A 15,153-nucleotide genomic window follows, 5' to 3' on the forward strand; every position below is an offset into this window, starting at 1 on the left:
TCGCCATGACCCGCCTGCTCCCGCTCGCTCTGCTTCTGGCCCTCGGCGGCTGCGCCAGCTTCAACGAGATGCTGCCTGAGGAAGACTCCAGCCACTACGAGCCGCTGGCGCTGGACTACAGCGTGCCGCCGACCACCGGCGGTGGCCTGTTTCGCAGCGGCTACAGCGGCTCGCTGACTGGCGACAAGCGTGCAGTGCGGGTCGGCGACATTCTCACCGTCGTGCTCGACGAGTCCACCCAGTCGAGCAAGAGCGCCGGCACCAGCTTCGGCAAGACCTCGGGCGTTTCCGTCGGTATTCCCACCGTCCTGGGCAATACCTACGACCGCCTGGAAAGCTCCGCCTCGGCCGAGCGCGATTTCAATGGTTCGGCGCGCAGCTCGCAGCAGAACACCCTGCGCGGCTCCATCGCCGTGACCGTGCATCAGGTGCTGCCCAACGGCACCCTGCTGATCAAGGGCGAGAAGGCCCTGCGCCTGAACCAGGGCGACGAGTACATCCGCCTGGTCGGACTGGTGCGCATGGACGACATCAACCGCGCCAACCAGGTGTCCTCGCAGAACGTGGCCAACGCGCGCATTTCCTATGCCGGCCGCGGCGTGCTCAACGACAGCAACTCGGCGGGCTGGTTGACGCGTTTCTTCACCCACCCGCTGTTCCCGCTCTGAGGCCCGGTCATGCTCAAACGCTCACTCGTCGCCCTGCTCCTGACCTGGCCACTGTCGACCCACGCCGTGCCGCTGATGGACCTGGTGGATATCGAAGGGATCCGCGGCAACCAACTGATCGGCTACGGCCTGGTGGTCGGCCTCGACGGCACCGGCGACAAGAACCAGGTGCGCTTCACCAGCCAGTCGGTGGCCAACATGATCAAGCAGTTCGGCATCAACCTGCCGCCGAACGTCGACCCCAAGCTGAAGAACGTCGCGGCAGTCACCGTGACCGCAGAGATTCCGCCGTCCTATAGTCCGGGGCAAACCGTGGATATCACCGTCGCCTCGCTGGGCGATGCCAAGAGCCTGCGCGGCGGCCAGTTGCTGCTGACGCCGCTGCAGGGCGTCGATGGCGAAACCTATGCCCTGGCCCAGGGCGCCGTGGTTGTCGGCGGTCTGAATGCCACCGGGCAGAGCGGCTCCAGTGTGGCGATCAACTCCGCCAACAGCGGCCGCGTGCCCAACGGCGCCACCGTCGAGCGGATGATCCCCAGCGATTTCAGTACGCGCGACGAGGTCATGCTCAACCTGCGCCAGCCCAGTTTCCAGACCGCTGCCAAGGTGGTCGAGGCGGTCAACGGCCGCTTCGGCAGCGGCACTGCCAGCGCCCTGAATTCGACCAAGATCGCCATCCGTGCGCCGATCACCAGCACCCAGCGCATCGGCTTCATGGCCATGCTTGAAGGCCTTGAGGTGGAAGAAGGTCGTGAGCGACCGAAGGTGGTGTTCAACAGCCGCACCGGTACCGTGGTGGTTGGCCAGGGCGTGCGGGTCAAGGCCGCTGCTGTGGCTCACGGTACCCTGACCGTGACCATCAGCGAGAACCCGCAGGTCAGCCAGCCCAACGCCTTCTCCGGCGGCCAGACCGCCGTGGTGCCGCGCTCCGACGTTGCCGTCAGCCAGGACAAGAACGCCATGTTCAAGTGGCCCGATGGCGCCAGCCTGGACAGCATCATCAACACCGTGAACAGCCTCGGCGCCACCCCGGACGATGTCATGAGCATCCTCCAGGCGCTGGAACAGGCCGGTGCCCTCAACGCTGAACTGATCGTGATCTGAGCCATGAGCATCGTTTCCCTCGCCCAACACATGAACAGCCACCGCGGCAGCGCCGACGGCATCGGCACCGCCCGCGAGCAGCAGCTGCAGGCTGCGGCCGAGCAGTTCGAGGCGCTGTTCCTGCAGCAGATCCTCAAGCAGATGCGCAAGGCCAGCGACGTGCTCGCCGAAGGCAACCCGATGCGCAGCCGCGAGATGGACACCATGCGCGACTTCTACGACGAAGTGCTGGCCGAGACCCTGGCCGGGCGCAAGCAGACCGGCATCGCCGACATGCTGGTCAAGCAGCTGTCCGGTGGTGGCAATAGCGCGGTGGACATGGACGCGGCCGCCGCCGCTGCCCGCTCGGCAGAATTGCCGCAGCGTTCCGCCAGCAGCCTGCTGGAGCCGTTGCGCAGCACCTGGCAGCGCGGCATCGACAGCCTCGGCAAGGTCTGGGACAAAGGCTCGGCAGGCTTCGTCGCCCTGGTCGATCGCGTCATCCAGCAGGAGTCGGCCGGCCGCGTCGACGCTGTATCGCCCAAGGGTGCGCGCGGCCTGATGCAGCTGATGCCGGACACCGCGCGGGAAATGGCTGCCGAACTCGGCCTGCCCTTCAGCGAGTCTCGCCTGACCACCGACGCCGCCTACAACAAGCGTCTGGGCAGTGCCTACCTGGACAAGATGCTGCAGCGCTACGACGGCCACCAGGCGCTGGCGCTGGCGGCCTACAACGCCGGCCCCGGCCGCGTCGACGAGTGGCTGAAGGTCAACGGTGACCCGCGCAGCGGCGAGATCGCCACCGGCGCCTGGATCGAGCGCATCCCCTTCCAGGAAACCCGCGACTACACGCGCAAGATCCTTGGCGACCTGGCCAAGACGGAGATGCCGGCCAAGGACGATGTCCAGGCCAGCAGCCCGCTCAGCGCGCAGACCCGCCAGCAACTGGCCAGCGCCCTGAGTGCCGACAGCGGCCTGTTGCTCGGCACCGTGGCCGGCAAACAGGCGCTGACGCGTGACGAATTTAAGTCCGTCGCTGATTCCGTCGCCCTGTCATCGGTAACAGCCCAATTCGCTGCCGACGACGCCCGTGCGCCGCGTCTGGCGGCTTTCGCTCAGCCGATGCGCTTCGAGCGGCAGGAGAGTTAATTCGTGAGCATCCTCAACCAAATCGCCTACAGCGGTGTGCGTGCCAGCCAGGTGGCCCTGGCCAGTACCGGGCAGAACATCGCCAACGTCAACACCCCGGGTTTCAGTCGCCTGCAGACCATCACCGGATCGCTGGCCGGGCAGGGTGGCCTGAGCGTCGGTGGCGGCGTGGAGGTGATCAGCATCCGCCGCATGACCAACGAATTTCACAACCAGCAACTGTGGCGCGCGACCACCGAGCAGAACTTCTATGGCGCCTCGCAGCAGTACCTGACTGCGCTGGAGGCGCTGATGTCCGGCACCGGATCGAGCATCAGCGCCGGTCTCGACCAGTTCTTCGCGGCCTTGAGCGAAGCCAGCGCTACGCCCGGTTCCATCGCCCTGCGCCAGCAGATCATCAGCGAGGCCGGGAACCTGGCGCAGCGCTTCAACGGCCTGAGCAGCAACATCGACGCGCAAGTCAAGGCACTGCAGGAGCAACGCAGCGCCATGGCCACCGAGATCAACGGCCTGACCGAGAACATCGCCCTGCTCAACAAGAAGATCGTCGAGACCGAATCGGTCAAGGGCGACAGCACCGCGCTGCGCGATCATCGCGAAAGCCTGATCGGCGAGCTCAGCCAGTTCGCCAAGCTGCGTGTCAACGAAGTGCCCGATGGTTCGGTCAGCGTCGCCCTGGCCAACGGCCAGCCGCTGGTGGCCGGTCCGACGGCCGGCCAGCTCAAGGTGGCGATGACCGCGAGCGGTGAACAGGAAGTCAGCCTGGCCTTCGCCGGCACCAGCTTCCCGCTGCGCCAGGATGGCTTCGGCGGCGCCTTCGGTGGTCTCCACGAGGTCGAGTACGGCAGCCTGCGGCCGAACCTGGACGCGCTGCATGACATGGCCAGCCAACTGGCGCAGATGGTCAATGACGTGCTCGCCACCGGCTTCGACCTCAATGGCAACCCGGGCCAGCCGCTGTTCGTCTACGACCCGACCAGCACCACCGCGCTGCTGCGTGCCGAGCCGCTGACGGCCGAGCAACTGGCGCTGTCCTCGGCTGCCGGGGAGACCGGCAACAACGAAGTGCTGCTGGATTTGCTCGGGCTGAAGAACCAGACCATCACCTTGGGCGGCAGCCAGGTGACGCTCAACGACGCCTATGCCGGCCTGCTTGGCCAGGTCGCCAGTGACAGTCGGCAGAATCAGGCCGACCTCAAGTCCGCCACCGCCGTGACCCAGCAGGCCCAGTCGCAGCGCGACAGCGTCAGCGCCGTGAGCCTGGACGAGGAGGCGGTCAACCTGATGACCTACCAGCAGGCCTACCAGGCCAACATGAAGGTCATCAGCACCGCCAACCAGTTGTTCGACGACATGCTTTCCGCGTTCTGACGCGGCTCTAGAGAGATTCAGCCATGATGCGCATCACCAACTCGCAGATCACTTCGATGATGCACAGCTCGATGAACGCCAGTTCCGCCGAGTTGGGCAAGCTGATGCAGCAGATGGCCACCGGCAAGCGCATCCTGCTGCCGTCCGACGACCCCGTCGCCAGCGTGCGCGTGCTGCGGGTGGAGCGTGAAGAGGCGAGCCTGGAGCAGTTCCGCAAGAACATCGCCAACGTCTCCGGCAGCCTGTCGACGCAGGAGGCCAACCTCAAGTCCACCTCCGACGCCATGCTCAACGTGCGTGATCTGCTGCTGTGGGCAGCCAACGGCTCCAACGCCAGCGAAGACCTGGCCGCGATGGCCGGCGAGCTGTCGATCATCGAGGACACCATCTTCAGTTTCGCCAACGTGCGCGACGAGGAAGGCCGCTACCTGTTCTCCGGCACCCTCAGCGACACGCCGGCGCTGGCCTTCGACGCCGCGACCCAGACTTACAGCGTTACCGGCAACGACAAGCATCGCCAGGCCGCCGTGGCCAACGGCGTGCTGGTCGACGAGAACGTCACCGCTGCCAGCGTCTTCGGCGCCGGCGTGGACGTGCTCAACGAACTGCGCGGCCTGATCAACACCCTGCAGGACCCGGCGCTGGACGCCACCGACCCGGCCGTCCGGCAGCAGATCGTCGACACCTTGGGCGCCCTGGACGAGGCTCATGGGCGCGTGATGGGCTCGGTCACCGAACTCGGCGGCCGGCAAAACGCCCTGACCCTGCTGACCGACAGCAACGAGGACGTCTCGCTGGTCAACCAGAAGATCGAGGGCGAGCTGTCGAAGCTGGACTATGCCGGCGCCACCATCGATCTGAATAACTACCAGCTGGCCCTGGGGGCAACGCAGAAGACTTATCTGAAGATCAACGAGATGTCGTTGTTCAGCCTGCTGTAAGGAGCCTGCGGTGATCAAGGTCGATAAACAGCTACCGGTCGTCACGCCCCTCGATCCGCAGGCACGGCGCCCGGTGCAGGGCGAGCAGGCGGTGCAGCGCCAGCGTAAGCAGGCGCCCGCTGCCGAACAGTCTGCGCAGCCTCGCGGCAAGAGCGCCACCTTCAACCTGCAGCTCAATCAGCAGCTGACCTCGATGCAGGCCGCCGACAGCTATCTGGGCGAACTGGCCGGCCGCCTCGGCCAGCTCAAGCTCAGCCTCAGTCGCGAGCTGAGCAACGCCCAGGCCGGCGAACGCGAAGGCCTCAAGCGTGAGCTGGAGCAGGTGCGCAAGCTGCTTGGCGAACGCAGCCAACGCTCCGGCGAGGCGCTGGATGCCGGCTTCAAGCTGCGCCTCAACGAGCCGGTGCGCAGCCGCTTCAGTCTGCAGGGGCTGGATTCGATCGCCAGCGTGCAGCAGGCCGGCAAGGAAACCCTGTTGTTCAGCGCCGGGCGCAAACTGGCCGAGCCGCTGGCAGTAGTGCTCGACGAGGGGCTGAGTGAGCAGCAGATCCTGCGCCGCTTCAATGCCGGCCTCGCTCCGGCGGGCATTCGCGCCGAAGTCGATAACGGCGGGGCGCTCAAGTTCAGCGCCCGCGAAAGCGAGTGGCAGCAGCTCAGGGGCGAGCTGCGTATGCAGGGCGAAGGCAAGCTGGCGGCCAAGGCCGCGGCGCCCGTCGTCAGCCAGGAAGACCAGCTGCTGCGTCTGCCCGAAGCTGCGCGCCTGGACGGCGCGCGAGAACTGCGCCGGGCGCTGGACGAAGTGGTGGCGGCGCTGGACAAGATCGGCGCATTGCGTGAGCAGCTCAGCCATCGCCAGGACGAAATCCGCGAGTTTCTCGCCCGTCATGCCGAGCACAACGAGCGCGAATGGGCGCGCGACTTCGCCGGCGAGGTCTTCAGCCTGATGCGCCGCAGCCCCAGCAGTTATGCCGCGGTGACCCAGACCGTCGTCGCCCAGGCCAACATCAGCAGGTCCACGGTGGTCAGCCTGCTCTCCTGAGCATCGATACTCCGACTCCTCAGCCGTCAGTCGCTCTTCCCCTTGTTTCATGGCGACTGGCGGCTTTTTTATGCGAACGCTGACGACCAGTCGTCCGCTTCATGACTGGTCGCACAGAATGATGGCGTTTTAGCAGCTATCATTGCGCCCTTTCCGCAGCAACTGGGCCTTGCGCCCGTCGAACTGCCCCTCGCATTCCAATAAAAACCCCGCACTCAAGGGTTCACCCATCACTGCTGGCGCACGCCTGCGGTGCATTGCCTCGTCCCCGAATTGGAGTACCGACGTGTTGAAGAAGTACCTATCTCTTATTCTGCTCGCCTGCACCGCGCTGGTGAGCATGCCAAGCCTGGCGCAACTGACCGATTCCGAAGCCATGAACATGGCCGGCCTGCAGCGCTCGCTGACCCAGCGTATGGCCAAGAACTACCTGATGCTGGGTGCCGATGTGCGCGTGGACGTGGCCCAGCGCCAGCTGCAGGAAACCATCCAGCGCTTCGATGCCAGCCACACCGCGCTGATCGCCTATGCGCCCACCGCCGAGATCAAGGCTGCGCTGGCCAAGGTCGATGCCACCTGGACCGTCCATCGCCAGCAGATCGAAGCCAAGCCGGAGCACGCCAAGGCTGCGCAGATGCTCGCCACCAGCGAGGAATTGCTGCAGCAGACACAGCACGTCAGCGACCTGATGGGCCAGCACCTGGGCGCCATGGGCGCCTCCGTGCACCGCACTGGCTGGGCACGCGTGCAGACCCAGCGCATCGCCATGCTCTACATGGCCAAGTCCTGGCGTGTGCCGGCGCCGGACCTGGACGCCAAACTGGACACGGCCGTGAGCGATTTCGAGACCATCCTCAAGGAGCTGGAAGCCCGCGGCACGCCGAGCGAGGAAATCGCCAACACCCAGCGCCGCGCCCGCGCACACTGGGGCTTCACCCTCAAGGGTATCGATCTGCATGCCGAGCGTGACTTCGTGCCGACCGTGATCACCGTCAGCACCGACTCGCTGTTCCGCCAGCTCAACGAGCTGACCCGCCTGTACGCCGGCCTGCAGGCCAAGGAAGCCTGATAGCCATTCGCCAGGCCGTCACCTTGGCCGCCCGTTTTTGCGCTATAACGGAGCGCAAGGCGGGCACAGGTGGCGGACATGAGCGAAGCAACTGATCAGGCGGTTTACAAGACCCTGCTGGAGTCCACCCGGGCGATCCCCTGGAAAATCGACTGGAAGACCATGACCTTCGCCTACATCGGCCCGCAGATAGAGAGTCTGCTGGGTTGGTCGCAGGCCAGCTGGGTCAGCGCCGAGGACTGGGCCTCGCGCATGCACCCGGACGATCGCGAGAAGGTGGTGCAGTTCTGCGTGTCGCAATCGCAGAACGGCGTCGACCACGAGGCCGACTACCGCGCGCTGACCGCCGCCGGCGACTACGTGTGGATTCGCGACGTGGTGCATGTGGTACGCGACGACAACGGCGAGGTGGACTCGCTGATCGGCTTCATGTTCGACATCAGCGAACGCAAGAAGACCGAGGAGCAGTTGCTGATCCTGCAGAAGCAGCTGGAAGAGTATTCCTACAAGGACGGCCTGACTGGCGTGGCCAACCGGCGCATGTTCGACACGGTGCTGGCCACCGAGTGGGCCAATGCCCAACGCACCCAGCAGCCGCTGTCGCTGATTCTGCTGGATATCGATCACTTCAAGCAGTTCAACGACCATTACGGCCATATCCAGGGCGACGATTGCCTGAAGAGTGTCGGCCAGGCACTGAGCCGCGCCGCCAGCCGGCCACGGGATTTCGTCGGCCGCTTCGGTGGCGAGGAGTTCGTGCTGGTGTTGCCGGAGACCGACGAGGCCGCCGCCCGCCATATCGCCGAACGCTGCCGCCAGCAGGTGCGCCAACAGCGCATTCCCCATGAGCGCTCGTCAGTATCGTCCATGCTCACCATTAGCCTTGGTGTCGGCACCATCGTGCCGGGCGCGCACGACCGCCCGCTGGATTTCCTCAATGGCGTCGATAAGCTGCTCTACCTGGCCAAGCAGCGAGGTCGCGACCGCTTGGAAGTAGCCAAGATGCCTGCTCGCTCTGGGTTGGACGGTGCCGCCGACGCCCGCGCTTGAGCAATCGTTAACCTGGGCGTAACGATTGCGCCGCCTGCTTGATTGATGACCCTAGGGTCACGCTCCTAAGGTGCCTCCACGACAGCGGAACTCGTGGAGTCATCGATGACAACAACAATATCCCCACCGCCGCAGTGGTCGCGCCGTCGCGCGGAAAAGGCGCGGCGACTCGATCAGGTGCGCACCCTCGCCGATGGCGTGGTGTTGCCCAGCGACAAGATAGTCGCGGCACTCGAAGCGCTGATCGCTCCTGGCGATCGGGTGGTGCTCGAAGGCAACAACCAGAAGCAGGCGGATTTCCTCTCCCGCTCGCTGGCCCAGGCCGACCCCGGTCGCCTGCACGACCTGCACATGATCATGCCCAGCGTCAGCCGCGCCGAGCATCTCGATCTGTTCGAACGCGGCATCGCCCGCAAGCTCGACTTCTCCTTCGCCGGGCCGCAGAGCCTGCGCATCGGCCAGCTGCTCGAAGACGGGCTGCTGGAAGTCGGCGCCATCCACACCTATATCGAACTCTACTCGCGTCTGCTGGTGGATCTGATCCCCAACGTCGCCCTGGTCGCCGGCTTCCAGGCCGACCGCCACGGCAACATCTATACCGGGCCGAGCACCGAGGACACCCCGGCGCTGGTCGAGCCGACCGCGTTTTCCGACGGCATCGTGATCTTCCAGGTCAACGAGATCGTCGACGAGCTGCCGCGTGTGGACATTCCCGCCTCCTGGGTCGACTTCGTGGTGGTGGCTGACAAGCCTTTCTACATCGAGCCGCTGTTCACCCGCGACCCGCGCCATATCAAGCCGGTGCACGTGCTGATGGCGATGATGGCGATCCGCGGCATCTACGAGAAACACAAGGTGCAGTCGCTCAACCACGGCATCGGTTTCAACACCGCCGCCATCGAGCTGATCCTGCCGACCTACGGCGAATCCTTGGGTTTGAAGGGCAAGATCTGCCGCAACTGGACGCTCAACCCGCACCCGACGCTGATCCCGGCCATCGAGACCGGCTGGGTCGAGAGCGTGCACTGCTTCGGCACCGAGCTGGGCATGGAGGGCTATATCGCCCAGCGCCCGGACGTGTTCTTCACCGGTCGCGACGGCTCGATGCGCTCCAACCGCATGATGTGCCAACTGGCCGGGCAGTACGCGGTGGACCTGTTTATCGGCGCCACGCTGCAAGTGGACGGCGATGGCCATTCTTCGACCGTCACCCGTGGGCGCCTGGCCGGTTTCGGCGGCGCGCCGAACATGGGCCACGACCCGCGTGGTAGGCGGCACCCGACCCCGGCCTGGCTGGATATGGCCATGCCCGGTGGTGAAGCCCCGGTGACCATGCTCGAACGCGGCAAGAAGCTGGTGGTGCAGATGGTCGAGACCTTCCAGGAGGGCGGCAAACCGACCTTCGTCGAGCGTCTGGATGCAGTGGACGTAGCCAAGAAAGCCGGTATGCCGCTGGCGCCGATCATGATCTACGGCGACGACGTCACCCACCTGCTCACCGAGGAAGGCATCGCCTACCTGTACAAGGCGCGCTCGCTGGAAGAGCGTCAGGCGATGATCGCCGCGGTCGCCGGCGTGACCGCCATCGGCCTGCGCCACGACCCGAAAGAAACCGCACGCATGCGCCGTGAAGGGCTGATCGCGCTGCCGGAGGATCTCGGCATCCGCCGCACCGATGCCAGCCGCGAACTGCTCGCAGCCAAGAGCATCGCCGAGCTGGTTGAGTGGTCGGGCGGCCTCTATAACCCGCCCGCCAAGTTCAGGAGCTGGTGATGAATGCACTGACTGCAATTCAGCCACAGCTCTCGCTGTCCCTGGGCGATTGGCTGGCGGACCTGGCGGTCGACGCCCTGATCGATGAGGCCGACCTGTCGCCCAAGCCGGGGCTGGTCGACCGGCGTGGCAGCGGCGCGCACACCGATCTGCACCTGGGGCTGATGCACGCTTCGGCGCTGGCCCTGTGGCCGAGCTTCAAGGCCATGGCCGAGGCCGCGCAGCATCGTGGCGAGATCGGTCTACAGCTGCGTGAAGATGTCGGCCGCATAGGTCGCGAAGGCGAAGAGGAGATGCTGCGCGTAACCGGCGGCGTCAACACCCATCGCGGCGCGATCTGGGCGCTGGGCCTGCTCAGCAGCGCAGCGGCGCTGGACGTGAGCATGCTGGCGCCCGCACAGGTCGCCCTGCGCGCCGCCCGCCTGGCCCTGCTCAACGACCGCGCCGCGCCCGTCACTGGCGACAGCCATGGCGCGCACGTGTGCCGTCTATATGGCGTACATGGTGCCCGCGAGGAGGCGCAGCTGGGCTTCCCGTCAGTGATCCACCAGGCACTGCCGCAGCTGGCGCGCAGCCGCGCCGCCGGGGCCGGGGAGCAGAACGCCCGCCTGGATGCGCTGCTGGCGATCATGACCCAACTGGCCGACACCTGTGTGCTGTATCGCGCCGGCATGGCCGGGCTGACGCGCATGCAGAGCGGCGCCCGTGCGGTGCTCGCCGCTGGCGGTTGCGCCAGCCTCGACGGTCGCCGCTGCCTGCGTGATCTGGAGCGCGACATGCTGCACCTGCGTGCCTCGCCTGGCGGCGCTGCCGATCTGCTCGCCGCCACCCTGTTCCTCGACCGCCTGCAGCATGGCCTGCCGGCGCAGCTTGGGAGTCTGTGAAATGGAAACCCTGTCTTTTCAATTCCCCGCCGGGCAACCGGCCAAGGGTCGCGCGCTGGTCGGTTGCGTCGGTTCCGGCGACCTGGAAGTGATGCTCGAACCCGGCCAGGCCGGCACGCTGGCGATCGAAGTGGTCACCTCGGTCAACGGCAGCGCGCCGCGCTGGCAGCTCTTGTTCGAGCGCATGTTCGGCGAGCAGCAGCTGCCCGCGCTGAACATCGTCATCCATGATTTTGGCGCCACGCCCGGTGTGGTGCGCCTGCGCCTGGAACAGGGCCTGGAGGAACTCAACCATGGCTGAGCAGAACATCCAGCGCCTGCTGGCGCAGCGCAGCTTTACTGAACTCGGTGCCCGCGAACGGGCCCGCGCACTGCTCGATGCCGGCAGCTTCCGCGAGTTGCTCGATCCCTTCGCCCGGCTGATGTCGCCCTGGCTGCCCAAGCAGGGCATCGTGCCCCAGGCCGATGACGGCGTGGTCGTGGCCAAGGGGCTGATCGACGGCCAGCCTGCGGTGGCGATCGCCATCGAAGGCGCCTTTCAGGGCGGCAGCCTTGGCGAAGTGAGCGGCGCGAAGATCGCCGGTGCCCTGGAGTTGGCCGCCGAAGACAACCGCAATGGCACGCCGACTCGCGCCGTGCTGCTGCTGGAAACCGGTGGTGTGCGCCTGCAGGAAGCCAACCTGGGCCTGGCGGCTATCGCCGAGATCCAGGCCGCTATCGTCGAGCTGCGCCAGTATCAGCCGGTGATCGGCCTGGTCGCCGGCCCGGTCGGCTGCTTCGGCGGCATGTCCATCGCCGCCGGGCTGTGCAGCTACCTGCTGGTCACCCGTGAGGCGCGCTTGGGCCTCAACGGCCCGCAGGTGATCGAACAGGAAGCCGGGCTGGACGAATACGACTCGCGCGATCGGCCCTTTATCTGGAGCCTGACCGGCGGTGAACAGCGCTACGCCAGCGGCCTGGTCGACGGCTATGTGAGTGATGACGTCGAGGCCATTCGCAGCGAGCTGCACGGCCTGTTCGCCAAGGGCAAACCGGCCCAGGAACGCAGCCGTCGCCACGCCTGGTTCCTCGAGCACCTGCGTGACGTCGACACCTCGATTCAGGCCGATGCCGCTGCCGTGCGCAGCGCCTACCAGGGAGCATGAACATGACAACTGCACAGCAACAACGCGGCTTGCACTGGTTCCAGGCCCTGGCGGGCGATGCCCAGCCGCAACAGGGCTTGCCTGCCTCGCTGCGGGTCGCCGACGGCGAAGTGGCCGGCCAGGCGGTGCGCTATCTGGCGGTGATCGCCGATGCCAACAACCCATTCCCCCGTGCCCGCAACGGCGAGGTCGGCCTGCTCGAAGGCTGGGGCCTGGCCCAGGCCGTGGATGCAGCCATCGAGGCGGATCGCGACAATCCACACAAGCGCGCGCTGATCGCCATCGTCGACGTGCCGAGCCAGGCCTATGGTCGCCGCGAGGAAGCCTATGGCATCCATCAGGCGCTGGCCGGCGCGGTGGACGCCTATGCCCGAGCCCGTCTGGCCGGTCATGCGGTGATCGGCTTGCTGGTCGGCAAAGCCATGTCCGGCGCCTTCCTCGCCCACGGTTACCAGGCCAACCGCCTGATCGCCCTGCGCGACGCCGGGGTGATGGTGCACGCCATGGGCAAGGCCGCCGCCGCGCGCATCACCCTGCGCAGCGTCGACGAACTGGAGGCGCTGGCCGCCAGCGTGCCGCCGATGGCCTACGACCTGGACAACTACGCCTCGCTTGGCCTGCTGGCGGAGGTGCTCGATGTGGAGCAGGCCGCGCAGCCGACCAGCGCTGATCTGGCCCATGTTCAGGACGCCCTGAGTCGCGCCCTGGCCGATATCGCCGCCAGCCCGCGTGACTTACGCAACCGCCTGGGCGCCGCCAACCGCGCGGCTTCCTCGACGGTGCGTGAGGCCTTGCGCGCGCAGTGGTGAAGCGAAATGGCGGGTTGCACCCGCCCTACAGAGGACTCTGCGGCACCTTGTGCACATGAGCTGCTGCAGACAAGTAGGGCGGGTGAAACCCGCCAACCCCGAATAACGCGAAATGGTGGGTTGCACCCACCCTACGGAGAAACCGCGATGCACCCGACACCCCGTCCACATGATCTGCTTTGGGGCCTGCGCCCCGAGCAGCTGCCACAGGAGGCGCCGGCCTGGGCTCGCGCCGCCCTGGGCGGGCATGTGCCGGTGGTGGTGCGCCGTGCGCCTGCCGAGTCCGGCTGGGCGGCGGTGGGTGTGCGTGGCGCCGCGCGTGAGCAGCGTTACGCCACCTGGATGCGCCTGAGCGAGATCAGCCAGGTGATCAGCCCCGAAGCGGTTGCCCGCGCCGGGCACTGGCGCCAACACGCACAGCCGCAATGGCCGGCATTGCAGGCATTGGAACAGCTGGCGCAGCAGTTCGATGCGCTTGGCCTGAGCTGGGGCGTGACCGGTAGCCTGGGCTTCGAACTGGCCAGTGGAATCGCCGCCGCGCACGCGGACAGCGATCTTGACCTGCTGCTGCGCGCCCCGCAGCCGTTGTCTCGCGACCGTGCGCGCAGGCTGTGCGACAAACTGGATGCGGCGCCGTGCCGGATCGATTTGCAACTGGAAACCCCGCAAGGCGCCGTGGCGCTGCGCGAATGGGCCGGCGAGTCGCCGCGCGTATTGCTGAAAACCCAGGAAGGTCCGCTGCTGATCAACGATCCCTGGCAAACGCAGCAGGTGGCGGCATGAGCACGCTCTGGGCCTTTCCGGGCCAGGGCGCGCAGCAGCCCGGCATGCTGCATGCCTTGCCTGATGCGCCTGTGGTGCAGGCCTGCATCGAGCAGGCGAGTTCTGCGTTAGGTGAAGACGTACGCCTGCTGGATTCAGCCGAAGCCTTGCAAAACACTCGCGCCGTGCAGCTGTGCCTGTTGATTGCCGGCGTGGCGGCGGCGCGCGTGCTGAGCGAGCGTGGCCATCGCCCGGACTACGTCGCCGGGCTTTCCATCGGCGCCTATGCCGCCGCCGTGGTAGCCGGCGCGCTGGATTTTGCCGACGCGGTGCGCCTGGTCGCCTTGCGTGGTGAACTGATGCAGCGTGCGTACCCTAATGGCTACGGCATGACCGCCATCCTCGGCCTCGACCAGGGCAGCGTCGAGCGCCTGCTCGCCGAAGCCGAAGGTCCGGTGTACCTGGGCAATATCAACGCCGAAACCCAACTGGTGATCGCCGGCAGCGATCCCGCCATGGCAGTGGTCGCCGAGCGCGCCCGAGCACTGGGCGCCGGCTGTGCCAGGCGCTTGGCCATGAGCGTGCCGTCGCACTGCGAACTGCTCGCTGCACCGGCTCGCGAGCTGGCGGCGGCGTTCGCCAAGGTTGAACTGCGGTCGCCCCAGGTGCGCTACCTGAGCGGCAGTTCGGCGCGCCTGATCCGTGATCCCGAAACCCTGCGCGACGACCTGGCTTACAACATGAGCCGCGTCGTCGACTGGCAGGCCACCCTCGTCATTGCCTATGAGCGCGGCGTGCGCTTGCACCTGGAATTGCCTCCAGGCAGCGTGCTGACCGGCCTTGCCCGCCGCGTATTCGAACCTGGCCAGGCGATCGCCTTCACCGGCGCGCGCCTGGATACACTCGACGCCATGTTGCGTCAGGAGGTAAGCCGCGACCGCTGAGCCGTAGCGTTTACCGAAGCACAAAAACAACAACTTCGAACGTAAAACGAGGACAACAACAATGATCATCTACGGTGTCGCCTTTCTGGCGTTCTGCACCCTGGCAGGCATCTTCATCGGAGAGCTGCTGGGCAAACTCATTGGCGTGCCCGCCAACGTCGGCGGTGTCGGTATCGCCATGCTGCTGCTGATCTTCCTCGGCAGCTACCTGAACAAGCGTGGCCTGTTCACCGGCAAGTCGGAGCAGGGCGTGGAGTTCTGGAGCGCGATCTACATCCCCATCGTGGTCGCCATGGCCGCCCAGCAGAACGTCTACGGTGCCCTCAGCGGCGGGCCGATGGCGATCATCGCCGGGATCGCCGCCGTCGCTGCCGGTTTCGCCCTGGTGCCCGTGCTCAGCCGGGTCGGGCAAAAGAAGCCTGAAGCCGATGTCACCTCCTCCATGACCAAAGCGCCACGGTGATCG

At 66.4% G+C, this 15,153-nt stretch carries 16 protein-coding genes; all 16 read left to right on the forward strand.

What is annotated here, in order from left to right:
* The first annotated feature begins 5 nt into the window (after window positions 1-5).
* The 16 genes from flgH (at window position 6) to madL (ending at window position 15,150) form a co-directional block, all read left to right on the forward strand.
* Complete coding sequence (gene flgH, locus B2U07_RS15255; protein ID WP_275546597.1) at window positions 6-668, forward strand: flagellar basal body L-ring protein FlgH; 663 nt, start codon at window positions 6-8, stop codon at window positions 666-668.
* 9 nt (window positions 669-677) lie between these two features.
* Window positions 678-1,772, forward strand: a complete 1,095-nt coding sequence (locus tag B2U07_RS15260; protein WP_275546598.1) for a flagellar basal body P-ring protein FlgI — start codon at window positions 678-680, stop codon at window positions 1,770-1,772.
* 3 nt (window positions 1,773-1,775) lie between these two features.
* Window positions 1,776-2,900 carry a transglycosylase SLT domain-containing protein gene (locus B2U07_RS15265; protein ID WP_296277228.1) on the forward strand — a complete coding sequence of 375 codons (1,125 nt, stop codon included), beginning with the start codon at window positions 1,776-1,778 and terminating at the stop codon, window positions 2,898-2,900.
* Window positions 2,901-2,903: 3 nt separating this feature from the next.
* On the forward strand, window positions 2,904-4,271 hold the full coding sequence (gene flgK, locus B2U07_RS15270; RefSeq protein ID WP_296277229.1) for a flagellar hook-associated protein FlgK: 1,368 nt from the start codon (window positions 2,904-2,906) through the stop codon (window positions 4,269-4,271).
* A 23-nt stretch (window positions 4,272-4,294) separates the two neighbouring features.
* Window positions 4,295-5,212 (forward strand): flagellar hook-associated protein FlgL, encoded by a 918-nt coding sequence (flgL, locus tag B2U07_RS15275; protein WP_296277230.1) that lies wholly within the window; start codon window positions 4,295-4,297, stop codon window positions 5,210-5,212.
* A gap of 13 nt (window positions 5,213-5,225) precedes the next feature.
* Window positions 5,226-6,251 (forward strand): hypothetical protein, encoded by a 1,026-nt coding sequence (locus B2U07_RS15280; RefSeq protein WP_275546622.1) that lies wholly within the window; start codon window positions 5,226-5,228, stop codon window positions 6,249-6,251.
* A gap of 286 nt (window positions 6,252-6,537) precedes the next feature.
* Window positions 6,538-7,320 carry a type IV pili methyl-accepting chemotaxis transducer N-terminal domain-containing protein gene (locus tag B2U07_RS15285; protein ID WP_197857744.1) on the forward strand — a complete coding sequence of 261 codons (783 nt, stop codon included), beginning with the start codon at window positions 6,538-6,540 and terminating at the stop codon, window positions 7,318-7,320.
* 78 nt (window positions 7,321-7,398) lie between these two features.
* On the forward strand, window positions 7,399-8,370 hold the full coding sequence (locus B2U07_RS15290) for a sensor domain-containing diguanylate cyclase (RefSeq protein ID WP_296277231.1): 972 nt from the start codon (window positions 7,399-7,401) through the stop codon (window positions 8,368-8,370).
* 105 nt (window positions 8,371-8,475) lie between these two features.
* A complete protein-coding gene (gene mdcA / locus B2U07_RS15295) occupies window positions 8,476-10,143 on the forward strand; it encodes a malonate decarboxylase subunit alpha (protein ID WP_296277232.1) in 1,668 nt (555 codons plus the stop codon).
* Window positions 10,143-11,027, forward strand: coding sequence for a triphosphoribosyl-dephospho-CoA synthase (locus B2U07_RS15300; RefSeq protein ID WP_296277233.1), 885 nt, complete (start codon window positions 10,143-10,145; stop codon window positions 11,025-11,027). The genes mdcA and B2U07_RS15300 overlap by 1 nt, the downstream gene beginning before the upstream one ends.
* A gap of 1 nt (window position 11,028) precedes the next feature.
* Window positions 11,029-11,328 carry a malonate decarboxylase subunit delta gene (locus B2U07_RS15305; RefSeq protein WP_296277234.1) on the forward strand — a complete coding sequence of 100 codons (300 nt, stop codon included), beginning with the start codon at window positions 11,029-11,031 and terminating at the stop codon, window positions 11,326-11,328.
* Entirely contained in the window at window positions 11,321-12,172 is an 852-nt protein-coding gene (locus B2U07_RS15310) for a biotin-independent malonate decarboxylase subunit beta (protein WP_296277235.1), read from the forward strand. The genes B2U07_RS15305 and B2U07_RS15310 overlap by 8 nt, the downstream gene beginning before the upstream one ends.
* Window positions 12,173-12,174: 2 nt before the next feature.
* Complete coding sequence (gene mdcE / locus B2U07_RS15315; protein ID WP_296277236.1) at window positions 12,175-12,981, forward strand: biotin-independent malonate decarboxylase subunit gamma; 807 nt, start codon at window positions 12,175-12,177, stop codon at window positions 12,979-12,981.
* Window positions 12,982-13,128: 147 nt separating this feature from the next.
* Window positions 13,129-13,764 (forward strand): malonate decarboxylase holo-ACP synthase, encoded by a 636-nt coding sequence (locus tag B2U07_RS15320; protein WP_296277237.1) that lies wholly within the window; start codon window positions 13,129-13,131, stop codon window positions 13,762-13,764.
* On the forward strand, window positions 13,761-14,687 hold the full coding sequence (gene mdcH, locus B2U07_RS15325; RefSeq protein WP_296277238.1) for a malonate decarboxylase subunit epsilon: 927 nt from the start codon (window positions 13,761-13,763) through the stop codon (window positions 14,685-14,687). Before B2U07_RS15320 ends, mdcH begins: the two co-directional genes overlap by 4 nt.
* Window positions 14,688-14,748: 61 nt before the next feature.
* A complete protein-coding gene (gene madL, locus B2U07_RS15330; protein ID WP_296269703.1) occupies window positions 14,749-15,150 on the forward strand; it encodes a malonate transporter subunit MadL in 402 nt (133 codons plus the stop codon).
* The last annotated feature ends 3 nt before the right edge of the window (window positions 15,151-15,153 follow it).

Origin of the sequence: Pseudomonas sp. UBA7530 (assembly GCF_002479365.1) — a bacterium.
Taxonomy (GTDB): domain Bacteria; phylum Pseudomonadota; class Gammaproteobacteria; order Pseudomonadales; family Pseudomonadaceae; genus Aquipseudomonas.

Bases quoted from the DNA above. Each gene is read 5' to 3' on its own strand.
- flgH (WP_275546597.1), top strand. From the start codon at position 6: ATGACCCGCCTGCTCCCGCTCGCTCTGCTTCTGGCCCTCGGCGGCTGC.
- B2U07_RS15260 (WP_275546598.1), top strand. From the start codon at position 678: ATGCTCAAACGCTCACTCGTCGCCCTGCTCCTGACCTGGCCACTGTCG.
- B2U07_RS15265 (WP_296277228.1), top strand. From the start codon at position 1,776: ATGAGCATCGTTTCCCTCGCCCAACACATGAACAGCCACCGCGGCAGC.
- flgL (WP_296277230.1), top strand. From the start codon at position 4,295: ATGATGCGCATCACCAACTCGCAGATCACTTCGATGATGCACAGCTCG.
- B2U07_RS15290 (WP_296277231.1), top strand. From the start codon at position 7,399: ATGAGCGAAGCAACTGATCAGGCGGTTTACAAGACCCTGCTGGAGTCC.
- mdcA (WP_296277232.1), top strand. From the start codon at position 8,476: ATGACAACAACAATATCCCCACCGCCGCAGTGGTCGCGCCGTCGCGCG.
- B2U07_RS15300 (WP_296277233.1), top strand. From the start codon at position 10,143: ATGAATGCACTGACTGCAATTCAGCCACAGCTCTCGCTGTCCCTGGGC.
- B2U07_RS15305 (WP_296277234.1), top strand. From the start codon at position 11,029: ATGGAAACCCTGTCTTTTCAATTCCCCGCCGGGCAACCGGCCAAGGGT.
- B2U07_RS15310 (WP_296277235.1), top strand. From the start codon at position 11,321: ATGGCTGAGCAGAACATCCAGCGCCTGCTGGCGCAGCGCAGCTTTACT.
- mdcE (WP_296277236.1), top strand. From the start codon at position 12,175: ATGACAACTGCACAGCAACAACGCGGCTTGCACTGGTTCCAGGCCCTG.
- B2U07_RS15320 (WP_296277237.1), top strand. From the start codon at position 13,129: ATGCACCCGACACCCCGTCCACATGATCTGCTTTGGGGCCTGCGCCCC.
- mdcH (WP_296277238.1), top strand. From the start codon at position 13,761: ATGAGCACGCTCTGGGCCTTTCCGGGCCAGGGCGCGCAGCAGCCCGGC.
- madL (WP_296269703.1), top strand. From the start codon at position 14,749: ATGATCATCTACGGTGTCGCCTTTCTGGCGTTCTGCACCCTGGCAGGC.